Origin of the sequence: Streptomyces sp. NBC_00154 (assembly GCF_026342835.1) — a bacterium.
Classification (GTDB): Bacteria; Actinomycetota; Actinomycetes; order Streptomycetales; family Streptomycetaceae; genus Streptomyces.
The window spans coordinates 1,421,244-1,442,218 of the sequence record NZ_JAPEMI010000001.1; the positions used below are offsets into that span (position 1 = coordinate 1,421,244).

At 70.1% G+C, this 20,975-nt stretch carries 16 protein-coding genes and 1 pseudogene; 2 read left to right on the forward strand and 15 right to left on the reverse strand.

Going from position 1 to position 20,975, the window contains the following annotated elements; all coding sequences use genetic code 11:
• Positions 1-46: 46 nt before the first annotated feature.
• From OHA03_RS06235 to OHA03_RS06305, 15 genes are all read right to left on the reverse strand, one after another.
• Positions 47-220 (reverse strand): hypothetical protein, encoded by a 174-nt coding sequence (locus tag OHA03_RS06235; protein WP_267001550.1) that lies wholly within the window; start codon positions 218-220, stop codon positions 47-49.
• A gap of 256 nt (positions 221-476) precedes the next feature.
• Positions 477-1,088, reverse strand: a complete 612-nt coding sequence (locus tag OHA03_RS06240) for a hypothetical protein (protein WP_267001552.1) — start codon at positions 1,086-1,088, stop codon at positions 477-479.
• A gap of 85 nt (positions 1,089-1,173) precedes the next feature.
• Positions 1,174-1,728, reverse strand: coding sequence for a GNAT family N-acetyltransferase (locus OHA03_RS06245; protein ID WP_267007943.1), 555 nt, complete (start codon positions 1,726-1,728; stop codon positions 1,174-1,176).
• A gap of 80 nt (positions 1,729-1,808) precedes the next feature.
• On the reverse strand, positions 1,809-4,028 hold the full coding sequence (locus tag OHA03_RS06250) for an MMPL family transporter (RefSeq protein WP_267001554.1): 2,220 nt from the start codon (positions 4,026-4,028) through the stop codon (positions 1,809-1,811).
• 228 nt (positions 4,029-4,256) lie between these two features.
• Positions 4,257-6,365 (reverse strand): phosphocholine-specific phospholipase C, encoded by a 2,109-nt coding sequence (locus OHA03_RS06255; RefSeq protein ID WP_267001556.1) that lies wholly within the window; start codon positions 6,363-6,365, stop codon positions 4,257-4,259.
• 150 nt (positions 6,366-6,515) lie between these two features.
• Positions 6,516-7,775 (reverse strand): SLC13 family permease, encoded by a 1,260-nt coding sequence (locus OHA03_RS06260; RefSeq protein WP_267007944.1) that lies wholly within the window; start codon positions 7,773-7,775, stop codon positions 6,516-6,518.
• Between the two features lie 110 nt (positions 7,776-7,885).
• Entirely contained in the window at positions 7,886-9,394 is a 1,509-nt protein-coding gene (gene gatB / locus OHA03_RS06265; protein ID WP_267001558.1) for an Asp-tRNA(Asn)/Glu-tRNA(Gln) amidotransferase subunit GatB, read from the reverse strand.
• Positions 9,395-9,410: 16 nt separating this feature from the next.
• A complete protein-coding gene (locus OHA03_RS06270) occupies positions 9,411-9,650 on the reverse strand; it encodes a hypothetical protein (RefSeq protein ID WP_030930926.1) in 240 nt (79 codons plus the stop codon).
• On the reverse strand, positions 9,647-11,149 hold the full coding sequence (gene gatA, locus OHA03_RS06275; RefSeq protein WP_267001562.1) for an Asp-tRNA(Asn)/Glu-tRNA(Gln) amidotransferase subunit GatA: 1,503 nt from the start codon (positions 11,147-11,149) through the stop codon (positions 9,647-9,649). Before gatA ends, OHA03_RS06270 begins: the two co-directional genes overlap by 4 nt.
• Before the next feature lie 5 nt (positions 11,150-11,154).
• Positions 11,155-11,451 (reverse strand): Asp-tRNA(Asn)/Glu-tRNA(Gln) amidotransferase subunit GatC, encoded by a 297-nt coding sequence (gene gatC, locus OHA03_RS06280; RefSeq protein ID WP_015036350.1) that lies wholly within the window; start codon positions 11,449-11,451, stop codon positions 11,155-11,157.
• A gap of 169 nt (positions 11,452-11,620) precedes the next feature.
• The gene (locus OHA03_RS06285; protein ID WP_267001564.1) at positions 11,621-13,810 is read right to left on the reverse strand and encodes a bifunctional diguanylate cyclase/phosphodiesterase; all 2,190 of its coding nucleotides are present in this window, start codon (positions 13,808-13,810) and stop codon (positions 11,621-11,623) included.
• 278 nt (positions 13,811-14,088) lie between these two features.
• Positions 14,089-16,284: an NAD-dependent DNA ligase LigA gene (ligA, locus tag OHA03_RS06290; RefSeq protein ID WP_267001566.1), complete on the reverse strand. Its 2,196-nt coding sequence runs from the start codon at positions 16,282-16,284 to the stop codon at positions 14,089-14,091.
• 30 nt (positions 16,285-16,314) lie between these two features.
• Positions 16,315-17,340: a methionine synthase gene (locus tag OHA03_RS06295; protein ID WP_267001568.1), complete on the reverse strand. Its 1,026-nt coding sequence runs from the start codon at positions 17,338-17,340 to the stop codon at positions 16,315-16,317.
• A 133-nt stretch (positions 17,341-17,473) separates the two neighbouring features.
• The gene (locus tag OHA03_RS06300; protein WP_267001571.1) at positions 17,474-18,163 is read right to left on the reverse strand and encodes an SDR family oxidoreductase; all 690 of its coding nucleotides are present in this window, start codon (positions 18,161-18,163) and stop codon (positions 17,474-17,476) included.
• A 28-nt stretch (positions 18,164-18,191) separates the two neighbouring features.
• Positions 18,192-18,731, reverse strand: a complete 540-nt coding sequence (locus OHA03_RS06305) for a TIGR00730 family Rossman fold protein (RefSeq protein ID WP_267001573.1) — start codon at positions 18,729-18,731, stop codon at positions 18,192-18,194.
• A 218-nt stretch (positions 18,732-18,949) separates the two neighbouring features.
• Between OHA03_RS06305 and OHA03_RS06310 the strand changes: the two are divergent.
• Positions 18,950-20,565 (forward strand): annotated as a pseudogene (locus tag OHA03_RS06310) (IS200/IS605 family accessory protein TnpB-related protein); the annotation flags it as partial.
• 66 nt (positions 20,566-20,631) lie between these two features.
• The gene (locus tag OHA03_RS06315; RefSeq protein ID WP_267007945.1) at positions 20,632-20,967 is read left to right on the forward strand and encodes a DUF427 domain-containing protein; all 336 of its coding nucleotides are present in this window, start codon (positions 20,632-20,634) and stop codon (positions 20,965-20,967) included.
• The last annotated feature ends 8 nt before the right edge of the window (positions 20,968-20,975 follow it).

Consider the following 20,975-nt stretch of genomic DNA (forward strand, 5'->3'; position numbering starts at 1 on the left):
CGACACGGCGGCGGTGGGAAGGGAATCGGCGCTCATCGCACGCTCGTCACGCGGCGCGGACGAACCGATTCCGGAACGTACTCACCGCCCCTTCGTCCTCCTGGCGTCCGGACCGGCGCGCGGCGCGGCGGGCCCGGCGGGCCTGCCGGACGACGCGCTCCAGCTCGGCCCTGCGGAGGAGTTCGGCTTCCTGGATCTTGTGGAGCTCGTACGCGTACATGTGCTTCTCCCGGATGACGACGGCCTGTTGAGGCCTGGTGGAGGGGCAGTCGGTGGCGGGCCCGGATCTTCCGGGCCCGGTTTCTGCCGTGCCTCTACTGTCGTCTCCCAGGGGGTGTCGCCGCATCGGGCGAGTTCCGCATCTCTACGGACCGGGGGCCTTAGGCGCACCCGACGGTTGCCGCATGCGGACCTAGGCCCCCGGAGTGGATGCCTTAGGGCACCGCTGGTAGTTGCGTACTGCTCAGTCGTGGCTCTCAGCCGGCGGCTGCGCTCGCCGCCGGCAGGGCGACGATGAGGTCGAAGTACATGCCGACGGAGATCAGTACGCCGAGGACGCCGAGCGCGATGCCGGCGGTCGCGACGGCGCGGACCCAGCCGGGCTGCGGGTCCTTGCCGGGTGTGCCGAAGGCGGGGCGGACCAGGGCGAAGACGCCGACGAGCACGGCCAGCAGGGCGAAGATGCCGTTGACGAGGGCGGTGGAGTGCCAGGCGTCACCGTAGATCTCGGAGATCTGCCGGGCCACGGAGCCGCCGGAGGCGGTCTTCATCTGTCCCAGCAGGGTCTCGCGCTCGGCGACGACCCGGCCGGTCCAGGCCCCGGTGAGACCGACGACGCCGAGGCCGGTGGCGACAACGGCCGCGGCGGCCGCGGCGAGCCCCGACGGTGCGCGGTCGGAGTCGTCGTCCTCGAGGTCGAGGTCAGGGTCGGAGTCCCGGTCCGCGTCGGCGTCGAGGCCGCTGCCGTCGCTCACCGCGCGCTCGCCCTCGGCTTCGCTGGCCGCCTTGTCGAGGCGGTCCGCCGCCTTCTCCCCGTGGTCGCCTTCGGCGGTGGGAGCTATGGGGGTCTTGGAAGTCGTGAGGTTCATGAGCCGCACGCTAGGCGGCCCGTATGAGAACGCCCTTAACGGCCACGGCCGGTCCGGCAGGCCCGCCCGGTTCCCCGGCCCCGCCTCAGCCCCGCTGTGCGCGCCATTCGGGCGCCAGGACGGACCATATCTCCGAGTCGTGCCTCACTCCGCGGTACGGATAGTTCTCACGCAGCACCCCGTCGCGCGTCATCCCGAGCCGCTTCGCGACCGCCACACTGCGGGTGTTGGCGGAGGACGCCACCCACTCCACACGGTGCATGCCGCGCTCCTCCACCGCCCAGTCGATCAGCTTCCGCACCGCCCGGGTCACCAGGCCGCGCCCCTCCCCCGCCGACTCCAGCCAGCAGCCGACCTCGCAGTTCCCGGACTCGGTGTCGAAGATCCGGAAGAGGACGCCGCCGACGAGGGTGCCGTCCAGCCAGATGCCGTACAGCCGGCCCGTGTCGGCCGCCTGCTTGTCGGCGTACCGCTGCAGCAGGGCGCGCGCCGATTCGAGGTCGGTGGCGAAGGTGGCGAAGGGGATCCACGGGTCGACGAGATCGCGTGCCCGGTCGATGTGGGCGAGGAACTCCTCCGCCTGCCAGATCTCCAGCGGGCGCAGTTCCGCACCGTCGTCACCCAGGGATACCGCGAACATCATGCTCCTTCGATGTCGGTCGATGTCGGTCTCGAGAAGTCGGTCTCAAGAGGTCCGTCCCAAGAGACCGCAATGAGATCTCAGTGGACGCGCTGTGCGACCGATCCGTCGTCGTCGCTGCTGCGCGCCCCGGAAATCCTCGCATGCGGCTCCCAGCACTCGGGCGGCTCGATGCTGATGCGCGGCAGCCGCCGTTCCAGCCAGCGCGGCAGCCACCAGTTCGCACCACCCAGCATGTGCATCAGGGCGGGTACCAGCAGGGTCCGCAGGACGAAGGCGTCGAGCGCCACCGCCGCCGCGAGCGCGATGCCGAACATCGCGATGACCCGGTCCCCGCTGAGCACGAAGGCGAGGAAGACCGAGATCATGATCACCGCGGCGGAGTTGATCACCCGGCTGGTCTCGGCGAGGCCGACCCGGACCGCCCGCCGGTTGTCGCCGGTCTCCAGCCACTCCTCGTACATCCGGCCGACCAGGAACACCTGATAGTCCATGGAGAGCCCGAAGAGCACGGACACCATGATCACCGGCAGGAAGGGTTCGATGGGGCCGGCGCTGCCGAGTCCGAGCAATTCGCTCCCCCACCCCCACTGGAAGATCGCGATGACGACCCCGAACGAGGAGGCGACGGCGGCCACGTTCATCGCGGCCGCCTTCAGGGGAATGCCGATCGACCGGAAGGCCAGCAGGAGAAGCAGACAGCCGAGCCCTATGACGACCCCGATGAAGAGCGGAAGTTTGCCGATGATGATCTGTGCGAAGTCGTCGTAGCCGGCTGTCACCCCGCCGACATGGGCCCGGAGCGAGGTGTTCTCCTCGGCGCGCGGCAGGACGTCCGTGCGCAGCCGGTCGACGAGGGCACTCGTCTGCTGGGACTGCGGCGACGACGTCGGGACGACGGTGACGAACGCCGCGTCGCCGCTGTTGTTGTACGTGACGGGGCTGACCGATGCCACGCCGTCGGTGTCCCGCAATGTGGCGGGCAGTGCGTCCATCGCGAGCCGGTCGTCGGCGCCGTCGAGCTGTGCGGCGATCGTCAGCGGACCGTTGACGCCGGGCCCGAAACCATCGGCCAGCAGGTCGTACGCCTGCCGGGTGGTCGACGACGAGGCGTTGTTGCCCTGGTCGGAGGTGCCCAGATGCAGTGAGAACGTCGGCAGTGCGAGGACCAGCATCACCGCGGCGGCGGCCACGCCGAGCAGCTTGGGGCGACGTTCGACGAAGGCGGACCAGCGCGCGGCGAAGCCGGTGGGCAGTTCGGGCTGCGGTCCCTGCTCGGCGAGCTGTCTGCGTTCGCGCCGGCTCAGTGCCCGCATCCCGATGAACGACAGCAGTGCGGGCAGCAGCGTCACCGAGGCGGCGACGGTCAGCACGACGGTGAGCGACGCGGCGATGGCGACGCCGTTGAGGAACCCGAGCTGCAGGATCAGCATGCCGAGCAGCGCGATACAGACGGTGGCCCCGGCGAAGACGACGGCACGCCCCGTCGTCGTGACGGCGTTCTGCGCCGCCTCGGCGACCGGCAGACCGCGCCGCAGCCCTCTGCGGTGCCGGGTGACGATGAACAGGGCGTAGTCGATGCCGACGCCGAGCCCGATCAGCATGCCCAGCATGGGGGCGAAGTCGGCGACGGTCATCAGGTGCCCGAGCAGCACGATGCCCGCGTACGCCGTTCCGACCGAGACGAGGGCGGTGCCGATGGGCAACAGGCTGGCGGCGAGCGAACCGAAGGCGAGGAAGAGTACGACCGCGGCGACGACCACCCCGATGACCTCGCTGAGGTGGGCGGACGACGCTTCGGTGAGGGCGGCCACGGAGCCACCCACCTCCACCTGGAGCCCGTCACCCGCGGCTGCCTTCGCGGTGTCGACGACGGTCCGGGCCTGCTGCACCGGGATGTCGTCGGCCTGCTGGTCGAAGGTGATCGTGGCGTAGGCGGTGTGTCCGTCCGCGCTGATCTGCCCGACGCCGGAGGCCCCGTAGGGCCCGGTGACGTCTCCGACGCCCGGCACCTCCTCGATCGCGTGCAGTGTCCGCGTCATCGTCTGCACGACGTCGGTGGCCCGGACGGTGGATCCGGTGGTGTGCCAGACGACGGTGTCGGTGTCGCCGCCGAGGTCCGTGAAGCCGCCCTTGAGCAGCTGGGTGGCCCTGCCCGACTCCGTGCCGGGCACCTCGTAGTCGTTGGAGTAAGCGGAACCCGCCGTGCCCGCCGCGATGGCCGCGCCGCCTAGGGCGAGCAACCAGATGAGGACAGCGAGGAGACGGTGCGTGATGCACCAGCGGGCGATGGCAGCCAACGGACGCGCTCCCTGGTGGTTCGTGGATCTTTATCGGGAGATCTAATGAACAGCCCGCAAAGAACACATGACCTGAGAACCGTCACTCTGGCAGCCACTATTGATCATTTGCCCTTTTCGTGGCGATGCTCACAGTGTCTGATTATTCCCTTACATGCCCGGCGCCCCGTCCACCTCCCGCCTCCCGCGCGTCCCCGTCCGGGGGCCCGCCCACGACACCTGTTCCGGTCAGCCGGAGACGCTCGCCCGGCCGTTCTCGATGTGTCCCATCAGCCGACGGCGGAAGACATCGTCGCCGTCGACCGTGACGGCCAGGTCGTACCAGCCGTGCGCGTCGGCCGCCGAGTGGACGACCGTACGGCTCCGCCCCGGCTTGACCTTGATCGTCCTCGTCCAGTCCCGCAGGTCCGCCTCGTCGACGTAGCCCAGCGGCCGGACGGTGTAGGTGAGCGTCCGCCGCCCCGTGTTGCGCAGGGTGAGGTGCAGATCGCGCTCGTGGACGTCGACCCAGGTGGCGACCTCGGGTCCACCTTCGGCGGTTCCGGCGAACTCGCGGCGGAAGCCGTTCGGCCCGGTCACCGTGAACCGGTACGCCTCACCGGCAAGAGGCACCGTCCAGATCGCCGTGCCCCTGATGTCGCGGTGCTGCGGGACGGGGAACTCCCCCGCGTACGGGTAGAGCGCGAAGTGCGCCGACGAACGGCCCGTGTTGCTGAGGGCTACCCGCACCGCCCCGTCCACGATCTTCGCCTGCGCATCCGGCTGGTACGGCAGCGGACGGGCGGGCCGGACACCGGGCTCCTGTACGGGCATCTGCTGGACGGCGGGCGGCTTCGGCGCCCAGCGTCCGCTGAACGGCGGGATGGCGCCCGGCTGCTCCACCTCGGGCCGGCGCCGTCCGCGCGTGAAGTCGAAGGCCGACGTCAGATCACCGGTGACCGTGCGCCGCCAGTCGCTGATGTTCGGTTCCTGCACGCCCGTCCACCGCTCCAGGAAGCGGATCACGGAGGTGTGGTCGAAGACCTCGGAGCAGACGTAGCCGCCCACGGTCCACGGCGACACGACGAGCAGCGGCACGCGCACCCCGAGGCCGGTGGGCTTGGACTCCCACTGCTCGTCGGTCACCTCGGGCGGTGCGACCGGCGGCGGGACATGGTCGAAGAAGCCGTCGTTCTCGTCGTAGTTGATGATGACGGCGGTGTGCCGCCACACATCGGGGTGCCTGCCGAGCGCGTCCAGGACTTTGTAGACGATCGTCGCGCTGTGGATCGGGGAGGAGACGCTCGGATGCTCGGAGTCGACCGCCGACGGCACCAGGTAGGAGACCTCGGGCAGTGTGCCCGCTGCGACGTCCTCGGCGAACGCGTCGGCCAGCGTGCCGGTCTCGACCCGGCGCAGCGCTCGCTCGAAGAGGCTGCGTTCGGCCTCGGTGAGCGTGGCGACCCCGTCCTCCAGCAGTCCGAGCAGCCGCTCGCGCTCCGCCGCGTCGTCCGTGTCACGGACGGCCGCGTAGAAGGACTCCATGTAGGTGTGGCCGCCGGTCTTCGCCAGCGCCTTGCGGGCGATCGCCTTGAACGTGGCGAAGAACTCGATCTGGTTGTCGGTGAAGTTCTCCCACTCGGTGTACGTCTTCCAGCTGTGCCCGGCGTTCTCCAGCCGTTCCGCGTACGTGCTCCAGCCGTATCCCGGGTGGGTGCCCTCGTTGTACGCGTCGTTGCCGACCGCCCGCTTGCCGTTCGCCTCGAAGCCCGTCTTCCCGCTCCACAGGTGGTTCCGGTTGGGGCTGGTGGAGGTGTGGATGGACGAGTGGTAGGCGTCGCAGACCGTGAAGGTGTCGGCCAGTTCGTAGTGCAGCGGGATGTCGCGGCGGTCGTAGTACGCCATGGTGGCGGCCGTCTTCGCGGTCACCCAGCCGTTCATCCAGCCGCCGGCCCATGCCTTGCCGCCGCCGCTCCAGGAGTGGTCGAGGGCGCCTATGTACTGGAGATCCTTCTTCTGTATCGCCGCGGCGTCCCGGACCGGGAACGGCAGCACGGAGGTGCCCGATGCTCCCGGCTGCTCGAAGACGGGCTTGCCGGAGGGCAGTTCGATCGCGTTGCGGTCCCCGAAGCCGCGTACGCCGCGCAGAGTCCCGAAGTAGTGATCGAAGGAACGGTTCTCCTGCATCAGGATCACCACGTGCCTGATGTCCCCGAGCCCGCCGGACCCCGCCGGGCGCACCGGCTGCGCGGCGAGCGCGGACTGCAGCGACGGCGGCAGCAGCGACCCGGCAGCCGCGGCACCGAGAGCGCCGCCGCCGAGCGCGAAGAGTCGTCGCCGTGAGATGTCCGTGGTCAAGTTGAGCCTCCCGAGTCCGGTCCTACAGCCGGGAAGCTAATCAAGCCAGGTGGCGGCAGAAAGACCACCGCGCGGCCCTGCGGTGAACGTCCAGCAGGCCACCTCGAAGAGCCCGGACCTCCTGCCCGGACCGCCCGGCCGCGGTACCGGTCACACCCCGATCGTGTGCAGCGCTCCCCACAGCGCGACCGTCGACACAACCAGTGTCGCCGGTACGGTCAGCAGCCCCAGCCGGGTGAAGTGGCCCAGTTCGGGCGCGGCGCCATGGGCGTGCAGGATGCGGCGCCAGAGCAAAGTGGCGAGCGAGCCGACATAGGTGAGGTTCGGCCCGAGGTTCACCCCGATCAGCGCGGCGAGCAGCGGTCCCGGTCCGGCCGCCGCGACGACCGGGAGCAGGGCCAGGATCGCGGGCAGGTTGTTGATCAGGTTGGCCAGCACCGCCGCCACCGCGGCCACCGCCAGCAGCGCGGGCAGTGACGAACCGTCCGGCAGGAGCGTGCCGATCCCGGCGCCGAGACCGTGATCGACGACCGCCTTGACCACCACGCCGAGGGCGAGCACGAAGAGGCAGAACAGCGGGTGGGCGGCGTGCACCAGCCCCTTGACCGTGGTTCTCCGCTGTCCCAGTGCCCGGATCCCGAGGACGGTCGCTCCGGCCAGCGCGGCCCACAGCGGTTCCGCGCCCGCGAACGACGTGACGACGAAGCCCGCCAGTGTCAGGGCGAGGACGACGAGCGTGAAGACGGGGACACCGGTCGGTTCCTCGTCCGGATCCGGCGGGTGCGCGCCCGCTGCCAGGTCGTCGGCGAAGACACGGCGGAAGATGACGTACTCGACGGCGATGGCAGCCAGCCACGGCAGGCACATCAGCGCGGCGAAGCGAGTGAAGGAGAGGCCGCTCGCGGTGAACGCCAGCAGGTTGGTGAGGTTGGAGACGGGAAGCAGCAGGGACGCCGAGTTGGCGAGATGAGCGCAGGCGTAGACGTACGGGCGGGGGCGGGCGCCGACACGGGCGGCGGTGGCGATGACGACGGGCGTCAGCAGGACCACCGTGGCGTCCAGGCTGAGGACGGCTGTGATCAGCGCCGCCACGACGAAGACCCCGCCGAGCAGCGGCCCGGTCCGCCCCCGGCAGAGGCGGGCGACCATATGGCCGGCGGCTGTGAACAGTCCTTCGTCGGCGCAGAGCTGGGCCAGCACGAGAATGGCCGCGAGGAAGCCGACGACCGGCAGCAGGCTGCCGACCTGGGCCCGTGCGTCCGCGAACGGCACCGCGCCGAGGACCACCACCAGCACGGCGGCGGATACGGCGATCGTCGCCTCGGGCAGCCCCCGGGGGCGTACGACGGCGAACGCCAGCACCGCGAGGAGCAGCGCGACGGAGACGATCTCGGCGGTGACGGTGTTCAGCGGACTCTCTCTCCGGACGTGCAAGGAATCATGAAGGGGCGGTGCACCCGTTGGCCGGGTGCACCGCCCCTTCACCTACGTACGTACGCAGCCGCAGCTGCGCGAAGGACTCAGCCCTCGACGCCGAGCTTCTCCAGGATCAGCTCGCGCACCCGGGCCGCGTCCGCCTGGCCGCGGGTGGCCTTCATGACCGCGCCGACGAGTGCACCCGCCGCCGCGACCTTGCCACCGCGGATCTTGTCCGCGACGGCCGCGTTGGCGGCGATGGCCTCGTCCACGGCCGCGCCCAGGGCGCCCTCGTCCGAGACGACCTTCAGGCCGCGCTTCTCGACGACTGTGTCCGGGTCGCCCTCGCCCGCGAGGACACCCTCGATGACCTGGCGCGCCAGCTTGTCGTTGAGGTCGCCGGAGGCGACGAGCTCGGTCACCCGGGCGACCTGCGCCGGGGTGATCGCCAGCTCGTCCAGGGCGACGCCGGACTCGTTGGAGTTCCGGGCCAGCTCGCCCATCCACCACTTGCGGGCCTGGTCGGACGGGGCACCCGCCGCGGTCGTGGCGACGATCAGGTCGACCGCGCCCGCGTTGAGGATCGACTGCATGTCGAACTCCGAGACGCCCCACTCCTCGCGCAGCCGGTTGCGGCGTACACGCGGCAGCTCGGGAAGCCCCTTGCGCAGCTCCTCGACCCAGTCGCGGGCCGGGGCGACGGGCACCAGGTCCGGCTCCGGGAAGTAGCGGTAGTCCTCGGCGTTGTCCTTGATGCGGCCGGCCGTGGTGGAGCCGTCCTCCTCGTGGAAGTGCCGGGTCTCCTGCACGACCTTGGCGCCGGAGTTCAGCACCGCGGCGTGGCGCTGGATCTCGTAGCGGGCGGCACGCTCGACGGAACGCAGCGAGTTCACGTTCTTCGTCTCGGAGCGGGTACCGAAGGTCTCGGTGCCGTTGGGGCGCAGCGACAGGTTCACGTCGCAGCGCATCTGGCCCTGCTCCATGCGGGCCTCGGAGACGCCGAGCGCCTTGATGAGCTCACGCAGCTCGGCGACGTACGCCTTCGCGACCTCGGGGGCGCGCGCACCCGCTCCCTCGATCGGCTTGGTGACGATCTCGATGAGCGGGATGCCCGCACGGTTGTAGTCCAGCAGGGAGTGGGACGCGCCGTGGATACGGCCGGTGGCACCGCCGACGTGCAGCGACTTACCGGTGTCCTCCTCCATGTGGGCGCGCTCGATCTGCACCCGGAAGATCTCCCCGTCCTCCAGCTGGACGTCCAGATAGCCGTCGAAGGCGATCGGCTCGTCGTACTGCGAGGTCTGGAAGTTCTTCGGCATGTCCGGATAGAAGTAGTTCTTCCGGGCGAAGCGGCACCACTCGGCGATCTCGCAGTTCAGCGCGAGACCGATCTTAATGGCGGACTCGACGCCGATGGCGTTGACGACCGGCAGCGAGCCGGGCATGCCGAGGCAGGTCGGGCACGTCTGCGAGTTCGGCTCCGCGCCCAGCTCGGTGGAGCAGCCGCAGAACATCTTGGTCTTGGTGCCGAGCTCGACATGGACCTCGAGGCCCATGACGGGGTCGTACGTCGCGAGGGCGTCCTCGTACGGCACCAGGTCAGTGACAGTCACGGTGAAACTTTCCCTCTCAACCCAGCAGTACGTCGTCGTCGCCCAGGCGCTTCAGCTCTCGGTAGAGCAGAGCGATGCCGGTGGCGATGGCGGCAGCGGAGACGACGGCGTCGACCAGCCGGAGCGTGTCGTGCTCGGAGCGTGCCTTCTTGGCCTGCTTGAGCACGCTCACCGCACCGAACGCGGTGGTGCCGATGGACAGGTACGTACCGGTCTTGGACTTCTTGAAGCCCTTGGCCTTGGTCAGTGCGCTCACAGTGACGGAGCCTCCTCCAGCAGCGGGTGCCCCCACTTTTCCACGAAGGCGGCCTCGACGGCGGCTCCGACCTTGTACAGCCGGTCGTCCTTCATGGCGGGGGCGATGATCTGCAGACCGACCGGCAGACCGTCCTCCGGTGCCAGACCGCAGGGCAGCGACATCGCGGAGTTGCCTGCCAGGTTGGTCGGAATGGTGCACAGGTCGGCCAGGTACATCGCCATCGGGTCGTCGGCGCGCTCGCCGATCGGGAAGGCGGTGGTCGGCGTCGTCGGGGAGACGATCACGTCGACCTGCTCGAAGGCCTTCTCGAAGTCCCGCGTGATGAGCGTGCGGACCTTCTGCGCCGAGCCGTAGTACGCGTCGTAGTAGCCGGAGCTGAGTGCGTACGTACCGAGGATGATGCGGCGCTTGACCTCGTCGCCGAAGCCGGCCTCGCGGGTGAGCGCGGTGACCTCCTCGGCGGACTTCGTGCCGTCGTCGCCGACCCGGAGGCCGTACCGCATGGCGTCGAAGCGGGCCAGGTTCGAGGAGCACTCGGACGGCGCGATCAGGTAGTACGCCGACAGACCCAGGTCGAAGGACGGGCAGTCCAGCTCGACGACGGTGGCACCGAGCGACTTCAGAAGCTCGACCGACTCGTTGAAACGCTGGACGACACCGGCCTGGTAGCCCTCGCCGGAGAACTGCTTGACGACGCCGATGCGCATGCCGTCGACGCTGCCGTTGCGGGCGGCCTCGACGACCGGCGGGACCGGGGCGTCGATGGAAGTCGAGTCCAGCGGGTCGTGTCCGGCGATCACCTCGTGGAGCAGCGCCGCGTCCAGGACCGTACGGGCGCACGGGCCGCCCTGGTCGAGGGAGGACGAGAAGGCGACCATTCCGTAGCGGGAGACCGCACCGTAGGTGGGCTTGACGCCGACGGTGCCGGTGACGGCGGCGGGCTGGCGGATGGAACCGCCGGTGTCCGTGCCGATGGCGAGCGGCGCCTCGAACGACGCGAGGGCGGCCGAGGAGCCACCTCCGGAGCCGCCCGGGATCCGAGTGAGGTCCCACGGGTTACCGGTCGGGCCGTAGGCGCTGTTCTCGGTGGAGGACCCCATGGCGAACTCGTCCATGTTGGTCTTGCCGAGGATGACGACGTCGGCGGCCTTCAGCTTCTTGGTCAGGGTCGCGTCGTACGGCGGAACCCAGCCCTCGAGGATCTTCGAGCCGACGGTGGTCGGCATGGTCTTCGTGGTGAAGATGTCCTTCAGTGCGAGCGGGACACCGGCCAGCGGGCCGAGCTTCTCGCCCGCGGCCTTCTTCGCGTCGACGGCACGGGCCTGCGCGAGCGCGCCCTCACGGTCGATGTGCAGGAAGGCGTGGACCTTCTCGTCGACCGCGTCGATCCGGGCCAGGTGCGCCTCGGTGACCTCGACGGCCGTGAGCTCGCCGGAAGCGATCTTCGCAGCGATCTCGGCGGCGGTGAGCTTGATGATGGAGCTGTTGTCCGTCATGGCTGTTAGTCCTCCCCCAGGATCTGCGGCACCTTGAAACGCTGCTGCTCCTGGGCCGGGGCGCCGGAGAGCGCCTGCTCGGGGGTGAGCGACGGACGGACCTCGTCCGCGCGCATGACATTGGTCAGCGGCAGCGGGTGGGAGGTCGGCGGTACGTCTTGGTCGGCGACCTCGGAGACGCGGGCGACCGCGCCGATGATGTCGTCGAGCTGACCGGCGAAGTGATCGAGCTCTTCGCCCTTCAGCTCCAGACGCGCCAGCCGGGCGAGGTGGGCGACCTCCTCGCGCGTGATGCCAGGCATGCAGCGATCCTCAGGGGTGAGTGTTGTGGTTTTGGCCCCAATCCTATGGGGTCCGGCGCTGACGGAGCCGCCACCCACCGAACACTCGCCTCCGGTCAGCCTCCGGCCGTGCCCGTATCGGGGGCGATCGGCTCGATTCCGCCGCCGGGATCCGGGCCACCGGGCCGGCTCATGTCGTCGCCGGACGCGACTGCGCGGTCCGCCCCGGCTGCCGCTGCTCCAACTCGGCCACCGCTGCGGTCACGCCCGTCACGCCCGTCACCCCCGTTGCGGCGGCAGCGGCCGCGGCGGCAGCCGCCGCCAGCTCCGCCGGCCGCCGCCAGCCGTGCTCGCCGCGCGCCCGCAGCCACGCCGTCGTCTCCTGCGGCGGCATCGCGGCCGCGACCAGCCACCCCTGCACCGCATCGCAGCGCAGGTCCCGCAGCCGCTCCCACGTCTCGTCGTCCTCGACGCCCTCGGCGACGACCAGCAGGCCGAGCGAGTGGGCCAGGTCGATGGTGCAGCGGACGATCTCCGCGTCCTCGTTGTCGACGGCCAGCCGGGCGACGAAGGACCGGTCGATCTTCAGCTCGCTGACCGGCAGCCGGCGCAGGTGGACCAGCGAGGAGTACCCCGTACCGAAGTCGTCGAGGGACATCTTCACGCCGTGCGCGGTCAGGCCGGCCAGCGTGTCGGCGGCGCGCTGCGGGTCCTCCAGCAGCACGTGTTCCGTTATTTCCAGCTGGAGGGAGCCGGCCGGGACGCCGTGCCGGGCGAGCTGGGCCGCGACGCCGCCCGCGAAGCCCGGGGTGTGGACGTCGCGCGGGGAGACGTTGACCGCGACCGGGACGAACAGCCCCTGCGCCCGCCACCGGGCGACCTGGGCCAGCGCCGTCTCCAGCACGTACTCGGTGAGGTGCGGCATCAGACCCGACGACTCGGCGATGGCGATGAACTCGTCCGGAGGGACCCGGCCGCGCTCCGGGTGTACCCAGCGTACCAGCGCCTCGAGCCCGGCCACCTGGCCGTCGAACCGGACCTTCGGCTGGTAGTGGAGCTCCACCTCGCCGGCGTCCAGCGCGCGCCGCAGGTCCCCGAGGAGTCCGAGCCGGTCCGGGGTGTTGCTGTCCCGCTTCGACTCGTACACCTCGACACCCGTACGGTCCCGCTTGGCCTGGTACATCGCCACGTCCGCCCGTCTGAGCAGCCCTTCGGCGTCCAGCGCGTGGTCGGGGTAGACGGCGACTCCGGCACTGGCCTCCAGCACCAGGGTGAGGCCGTCGAGGTCCAGTGGTGAGGAGAGCTCGGCGACCAGATGACGGGCGACGCGCTGAGCACTGGTGGTGGAGTCCGCGGTCGGCAGCAGTACGGCGAACTCGTCGCCGCCGAGCCGCGCGGCCTCCGCTCCGCGCGGCAGGGCGAGCCGCAGCCGCTCCGCGATCTGCAGCAGCAATCGGTCCCCCGCGAGATGGCCGAGGGTGTCGTTGACCGCACGGAACCGGTCGAGGTCGATCAGGACGAGCGCGGATCTGGCGCCGATGCTCTCGGCGTCCTCCAGCGCTGTCCATGTGCGCTCCAGCAGCCACTGCCGGTTGGGCAGCCCGGTCAGTGGGTCCCGCAGCTGCTCCTCGGCCCGGGCCCGGGCGATCCAGAGAGTGGAGTCCAGGGCGATCAGCGGAACGGCGAACAGCGGCAGCAGTACGGGCGTGGCGATCGCGACGACGCAGATCAGCGGGGCGAGCCCGAGGAGCGCGACCGCGACGAGCCCCTGGCGCAGCAGGGCGGTGCGGGCGATGGTCGGCAGCCCGCCGCCCTGGGGTGCCCGTGCGTACCAGAGGAGGACCCTGGTGACGACGAGATAGGTGGAGGCGACCAGAATGACTTCCGGGACGGCGTCGATGCCCCAGTCGAGTGGCTGCCAGGGCGACTCGACGGTCTGCAGGTCGCCGAACGCGGCGAGGACCAGGGCCGCCGCACCTATCCCCAGGATGTCCACCGCACCATGCAGCAGCCCCTGCCACCAGCGGTGTCTGCGCGCCACTCCGACGAGCACGACGACGACCAGGCTGACCAGGCCGGCGGGCACCCAGCCGTAGAGCAGCAGCACGGCGAGGGCGAGGGCGGCGCCGGATCCGGTACCGCCCCACCAGCGGTCCCGCCCGAGCGCGACGAGATGCCCGACGATGATCCCGGTGAGGACGGCGAGCGACCAGCCTGCCGCACCGTTCGGGAAGAGTGCGTGCCCGGCGCTCAAGGTCCGGTAGAAGCCGGTCGCCAGCTGAACAGCGGCGATCAGTACAACGGCGGCACCCACTTTGGGCATGAGGCCGAGGAAACCTTGCAGCCGTGACACCGGTGCGGCGCTCTCGGTCGGTTTCATTCCGTCCCTCTCACAGCCGGCGGTGCCGATGTCACCTGCTCGTCCCGCTCCCATGCCACCACGAACCCATGACCGTCACGCAGCCGGGATTACCGTCACGCATCCGGGCACGGCAGGCGCACGTCTCAACAGTAGGCCGCGGAACGCCCGTACGGGCAGCGCTCTACAGCTCTTGCCCGAATGCGAACTGACCATCACTCAGCATCTGGTATGCGCCGAACGGGTGAACCGGGCTTACCGGTCGTGCCCCTTGCCCGTCCGGGTCCGCCGCGGCCCGGCTACTCCTCGACCGGTCCGGCGACCGGTACAGCCGCCTCGCGTGCCGCCTCAGGCCCCTGTTCGAGCAGTACGGCGAAGCCCGCCCCGTCCAGGACCGGAACCTTCAGTTGCATAGCCTTGTCGTACTTCGAGCCCGGATTGTCGCCGACCACCACGAACGAGGTCTTCTTCGAAACGGATCCGGTCACCTTTGCCCCACGGCTCTGCAGGGCCTCTTTCGCGCCATCCCTGGTGTGGTCGGCCAGCGTGCCCGTGACGACGACGGTGAGCCCTTCGAGCGGACGTGGCGCCTCGTCCTCACCCGCGCTCTCGTCGGCCATCCGGACCCCGGCCTCCCGCCACTTGCGCACGATCTCCCGGTGCCAGTCCTCCGCGAACCACTGGGTGACCGAGGCGGCGATGATGGGTCCGACACCGTCCGCTGCGGCCAGCTCCTCCTCGGTCGCCGCCTCGATGCGGTCCATCGAACGGAACTGACGGGCCAGCTCCTCGGCCGCGACCGGACCGACATGACGGATCGAGAGCCCGGTGAGGATCCGGGCCAGCGGCGCCTGTTTGGCGGCGGTGATCGATTCGAGCATCGCCACGGCGTTCTTCTTCGGTTCGCCGTTCTGGTTGGCGAAGACCAGGGCGGTCTTCGCCTCGCCGGTCTTCGGATCGTGCTTGGGCAGTCCGCTGTCCATGTCCAGGACGTAGGCCCGGATCGGCAGCAGCTGCTCGATCGTCAGCCCGAAGAGGTCGCTCTCGTCGCGCAGGGGCGGCTCGGTGGGCTCCAGCGGCTTGGTCAGGGCGGCCGCCGCGACATAGCCGAAGTGGTCGATGTCCAGGCACTTGCGGCCCGCGAGATAGGCGACGCGTTCGCGCAACTGCGCGGGGCAGAAGCGCGCGTTGGGACAGCGGACGTCGATGTCGGCCTCCTTCATGGGCCGCAGCTCCGTCCCGCACTCGGGGCAGTGGGTCGGCATCACGAACGCCCGCTCGGTGCCGTCCCGCAGATCGACGACCGGGCCGAGGATCTCCGGGATCACATCGCCCGCCTTGCGGATCACCACCGTGTCCCCGATGAGGACGCCCTTCTCCTTCACCACGTTCTGGTTGTGCAGGGTGGCGAACTCGACCTCGGAGCCCGCCACCTCGACGGGTTCGACCTGTGCGTACGGAGTGACCCGGCCGGTGCGTCCGACACCGACCCGGATGTTCACCAGCTTCGTGTTCACCTCTTCCGGCGGGTACTTCCAGGCGATCGCCCAGCGGGGGGCGCGCGAGGTGGAGCCCAGCCGGCCCTGGAGCGCGATCTCGTCGAGCTTGACGACGACGCCGTCGATCTCGTGCTCCACGGAGTGCCGGTTCTCGCCGAAGTGCGCGATGAACTCCCTGACGCCGTCGAGGGAGTCGACGACCTTGTTGTACTTCGCGGTGGGCAGTCCCCATTCGTGCAGCAGCTCGTAGGCATGCGAGAGCCGGTCGATCTCGAGGCCCTCGCGGGCGCCGATGCCGTGCACCACCATGTGCAGCGGGCGGCCGGCGGTGACCTTCGGATCCTTCTGCCGCAGGGAACCCGCCGCCGCGTTGCGCGGGTTGGCGAACGGTTTGTCGTCGGCCGCCACCAGCCGGGCGTTGAGCTCCTCGAACGCCTCCATCGGGAAGAAGACCTCGCCGCGGATCTCGACCAGCGCCGGGATCCGGTCGCCCTTCAGCCGGTGCGGGATCTCGGCGATGGTGCGGACATTGGGGGTGATGTCCTCGCCGGTGCGGCCGTCGCCGCGGGTCGCGGCGCGGGTCAGCAGCCCCTGCTCGTACGTGAGGTTGACCGCGAGGCCGTCCACCTTGAGCTCGCACAGGAAGTGGTAGGTGCTGGTGCCGACGTCCTTGGCGACGCGCTCGGCCCAGACCGCCAGCCCCTCGTCGTCGAAGGCGTTGTCCAGGGAGAGCATCCGCTCGCGGTGCTCGATCGAGGTGAACTCCGTCCGGTACGGCCCCGCGACCTTCTGGGTCGGCGACTCGGGCGTACGCAACTGCGGGTACTCGTCCTCCAGGTCCTGCAGCGAGCGCATCAGCCGGTCGAACTCGGCGTCGCTGACGACCGGCTGGTCGTTCACGTAGTACCGGAAGCGGTGTTCCTCGATCTGCTCCGCAAGGAGCGCATGGCGCTGCTGCGCCTCCGCGGGCACTTCCGATTTCTGTCCGCCGGCCATCGTCTCGTCCTCCCGTTACCCGATACCCGCTTACTCAGGGTTGTCTGCGAGCGATCTCGCGGCCCGGGCGCAGTGGGCGAGCGCGGCGCGCGCATACGCGGGCGACGCACCTGCGAGCCCGCACGACGGGGTGATCACCAGCGACTCGGCGAGAGTCCCCGGATTCAGCCCCAGCCTGCGCCACAGCGTCCTGACACCCATGACGCTACCGCCCGGGTCCGACAATGCCCCCGAAGCCGGGTCGGTGCCGGGCACCACCCCGAGGAAGAGCTGCGTACCGCCTTCGACCGCTTCGCCGATCGCCTCCTCCTCACGCTCGGTGAGCAGTGAGAAATCGAACGAGATGCCGTCGGCACCGGCCCGGCGCAGCAGCGCGAACGGCACGTCGGGCGCGCAGGTGTGCACGAGCGTCGCCTCTTCCCCGTTCGCCGCCAGGACATCGCGGAGCGTGCCCTCCACCACCTGCCGGTCCACGGCCCGGTAGGTGCGGTAGCCGCTCGCCGTCCTGATGTGCCCGCGCAGTACGCCGGTCAGGGACGGTTCGTCGAGCTGGAGGATCACCCGGGCGCCGGGCATCCTGCGCCGTACCTCCGCGAGATGACCCAGCAGCCCCTCGGCCAGGGAGGCCGCCAGATCACGGCAGGCACCCGGGTCGCCGAGCACGGCCTCGCCGCCCCGCCGTTCCAGCGCGGCGGCGAGCGTCCAGGGACCGACGGCCTGGACCTTGAGCGGGCCCTGGTACCCCTGGGTGAACTCCTCCAGGGCGTCGAGGTCCTCACCCAGCCAGGAGCGGGCCCGCCGGGTGTCGCGACCCGGTCGGTCACTGATGCGCCAGCCGCTGGGCTCGACGTGGCCGTACATGTCGACGAGCAGTCCGATGGTCCGCCCGATCATGTCGGCGCCGGGCCCGCGTGCGGGCAGCTCCGGCAGATACGGCAGGCCCTCACCGTCCGCCAAGGACCCGGTGACGGTCTTCGCCGCCTCCCGCGCGTCTCCCCCGGGCATGGATCCGATCCCGGTCGCGCGGCACCCGCTGAACTTGCTTTTCTCGGTCACGCAGGAAGCCTACGGTCCGGGCCGCCGGCGCCGTCGCGGGCCCGGCCGGCCCGGCGGCCGACGCTCGCGGGCCGGGGCCGGGCTCCACTCGGCGTCGGGGGACCCGGCCTCTGCGGACCCGGCGCCCAGGGCCTCAGTGCCCGGGGCGGACCGTGAGGTCGTTGACCTCGGCGTCGCGAGGCAGGTCGATCGCCATCAGGATCGTGGTCGCCACGGACTCCGGGTCGATGAACCGGGAGGCGTCGTACTCCCTCCCCTCCTGCTGGTGCACCTTGACCTGCATGGGGCTGGCAGTACGTCCGGGGTAGACGGAGCTCACCCGGACACCGTTTCCGTGCTCCTCCTCGCGCAGCGAGTCGGCGAGCGCCTTCAGGCCGTGCTTGCTCGCGGCGTACGCGCTCCACTCGGCGTGTGCGCTGAGCCCGGCGCCCGAGTTCACGAAGACGACATGGCCCTGGGCCACGCGCAGTTGCGGCAGGAAGAGCCGGGTCAGCTCGGCAGGGGCGACCAGGTTGGTGTTGAGCTGGTAGTGCCATGCCTTGGGCGTGAGCTCCCCGACCTGGCCCAGCTCCACGACGCCCGCGATGTGCAGCAGCGAGTCGATCCGCTCCGGGAGCGACTGCTGTGCGAACGCCCAGGAGAGCCGGTCAGGGTTGCCGAGGTCGCCGACGAGCGTGCGGGCTCCGGGGTGGAGCGCGGCCAGTTCCTTGGCGCGGCCCGCGTCACGGGCCAGCAGCACGAGTTCGTCACCGCGCTCCAGGAGACGGCGGGCGACAGCTGCTCCGATGCCGGAGCCGGCGCCGGTGATGAGGTGAGTGGACATGCGCCCATGGTCGCATCCGGCCGCGTGGCTACTGAATGCCGGACCACTCTTCCAGGTAGGCCAGCGCGCCGACCCCGTCCTTTGCGAAGAACACCAGGTCGGTGAGGGGAAGGGGCAGGAAGCCCTCGTCCTCCATGCGCTGGAACTGCAGACGCAGCCCGTCGTAGAAACCCGCCGTGTTCAGCAGGACGACCGGCTTGTCGTGCTTGCCGTGCTTCTTCAGCTCCAGGATCTCGGTGGCCTCGTCGAGCGTCCCCATACCGCCCACCATGATCACGACGGCGTCGGCCTTCTCCAGGAGCAGCGCCTTGCGCTCGGCGAGATCGCGTGCGATCACCATCTCGTCGGCATCGGTCCGGGCCTGGGCGGCCATGAAGTCCACCGACACCCCGACGAGCCGCCCGCCCGACTCCTGCACCCCGTCGGCGACGACCTTCATCAGCCCGCTCTCCGACCCGCCCCAGACCAGTGTGTGCCCGCCGCGGCCCAGCAGCTCGGCGAACTCGCGGGCGGGCCGGGTGTAGCGGTCGTCGAGGTCGGCGGCGGAGAGAAAGACGCAGATGTTCATACAGCAACGGTAGGTGCCCCCACTGACACTCCACGGGACGGGGGGTTGTGAGCTGCTGTCGGTTTACTGAGCTGAAGTGAGTGGTGGCGGACGGGAGTGGGTCCTGGCGGGGGGTTGGCGGGGGCTGAGAACGTAGGTTCTGGGGTCGAATGGGTGACCTTGGTGGCTGTTGTTCGTTGGGCTGGGTGGTAGGTGTCCGGCCGTGAGGGGGTGACGTGGTGGATGGTTTACGGAAGCTGACGGCCTCCTTCGTGGTGCCCGCGCCTGCCGGGGTGGCGATCCGGGACCGTCTCAAGCACCTCACCCCCCAGGACCAGAAAGTCCTGCGTGCGGTCGGTGAGCATCAGGGTGCGCTGGCCTCCCGCGATCTCAAGGCTCGCTGTGCGGATGGTCTGGAGCACGGTGCGGACACCTGGGCGTCGCGTAAGCGGGAACTGACGAAGGAGTCGTCGTCGCGGATCGCGGGTGCGATCACGAAGGCCACGCACGATCAGTGGGCACTCGCCCGGCGTTGCCAGGCGGCGTACATCCGGACGCTGGAAGCCGGGATCAAGACGTTGCGGCACCGCCTGTCCCTCCCGCTCGGGGTGCCCGGAACGAAGCGGGCCGCGGGTGGCTACCGGTCGAAGAACGAGTGGTTCCGCAAGTCCCGCCGGCTCGCGGCACTGGAAGACCGGCATGCTGCTGCTGTTGCCGAGTGGCAGGCCGGGCGGGTGCAGGTGGTACGGGGTGGCAGACGTCTCCTGAACACCCGCCACCATCTCACCCAGGCGGCCGGTCTCACCGAGGAGCGGTGGCGGGAACGGTGGGGGGTGGGACGCTGGTTTCTTGCTGCCGACGGTGAGTCGGGGAAGCGGTTCGGGAACGAGACGATCCGCGTCACCCGGGACGGCCAGGTCAGCATCAAGCTGCCTGCTCCGCTGGCGCACCTGGCCAATGCCCAGCACGGCCGGTACATCCTCGCCTCCACCGTGGCGTTCGCGCACCGGGGCGCGGAGTGGGCCGACCGCATCACCGCGAACCGGGCCGTGGCCTACCGCATCCACCTCATACGGAGCGCGGCCGCTGGTATCTCACGGCCTCGTGGCAGCACCCCGTCGTCCAGACCATCCCGTTGGAGACCGCCCGTGCCCGGGGCATGATCGGGGTCGACACCAACGCCGACCACTTCGCCGCCTACCGGCTCGATGTCCACGGCAACCCCGTCGGCGGGCCCCGGCGGTTCTTCTACGACCTGTCCGGGACCGCAGGTCACCGCGACGCGCAGATCCGGCACGCGCTGACCGGGTTGATCAGCTGGGCGGTGCGTGCCGGTGTCGCTGCGATCGGGATCGAAGACCTCGATTTCACCACCGAGAAGACCCGCGAGAAGCACGGCCGCCGGAAGCGATTCCGGCAGCTCATCTCCGGTATGCCCACCGGGAAACTCAAGGCCCGGCTGGTCTCGATGGCCGCCGAACACGGCCTGAGCATTGTCGCGGTCGACCCGGCCTACACCAGCATGTGGGGTGCCCAGCACTGGCAGAAGCCGCTGGCCACCCCACGCCGAAAGATGTCCCGTCACGATGCCGCGGGCATCGCGATCGGACGACGTGCCCTCGGACACTGGATCCGGCGAAGGACGACACCGCCCCCACACGACCGGAGTGATCGTGCGGGGCATCGGACCGTCCAGGCCGGGTCAGGTGACCAAGGGCGTGAGGGAACCCGCCCACCCACCACGGACCGGCCCCCTGGAGAGCCGTCGCCGAGCGGGAAGCGAAAGCGGGGGACCAGTGCATCCAACACCGTTCGGGATGCGCCCAGAACACAGCAGTGGGTCCAAGACTCACTCACGCACACTGGTCAGGAACGGTTTGATCCGGGGAAGAATCCGGCGCACGGCACGGCTGTACAAGACATGACTTCCACTTCAGGACACGTGATCACCGTCGAGCCCGGCACGGAGCATGTGCGCGTGGTGCGTGACGGTCAGCTGCTCGCCGAGAGCCGCCGTCCGCTCGTACTGCGCGAGACGGGCTCTCCGGTCCGCTACTACCTGCCGCCCGAGGACGTCCGCACGGAACTGCTCACGGCGTCGGACACCCACACCCACTGCCCGTTCAAGGGGGATGCCTCCTACTGGTCACTGCCGGACGCGGCCGATCTCGTCTGGGCCTATCCGGACCCCAAGCCCGAAGTCGCCGCGATCAAGGACCACTTCTGCTTCTACGACGCCGAGACGGTCTCCGGCTGATCACCAGG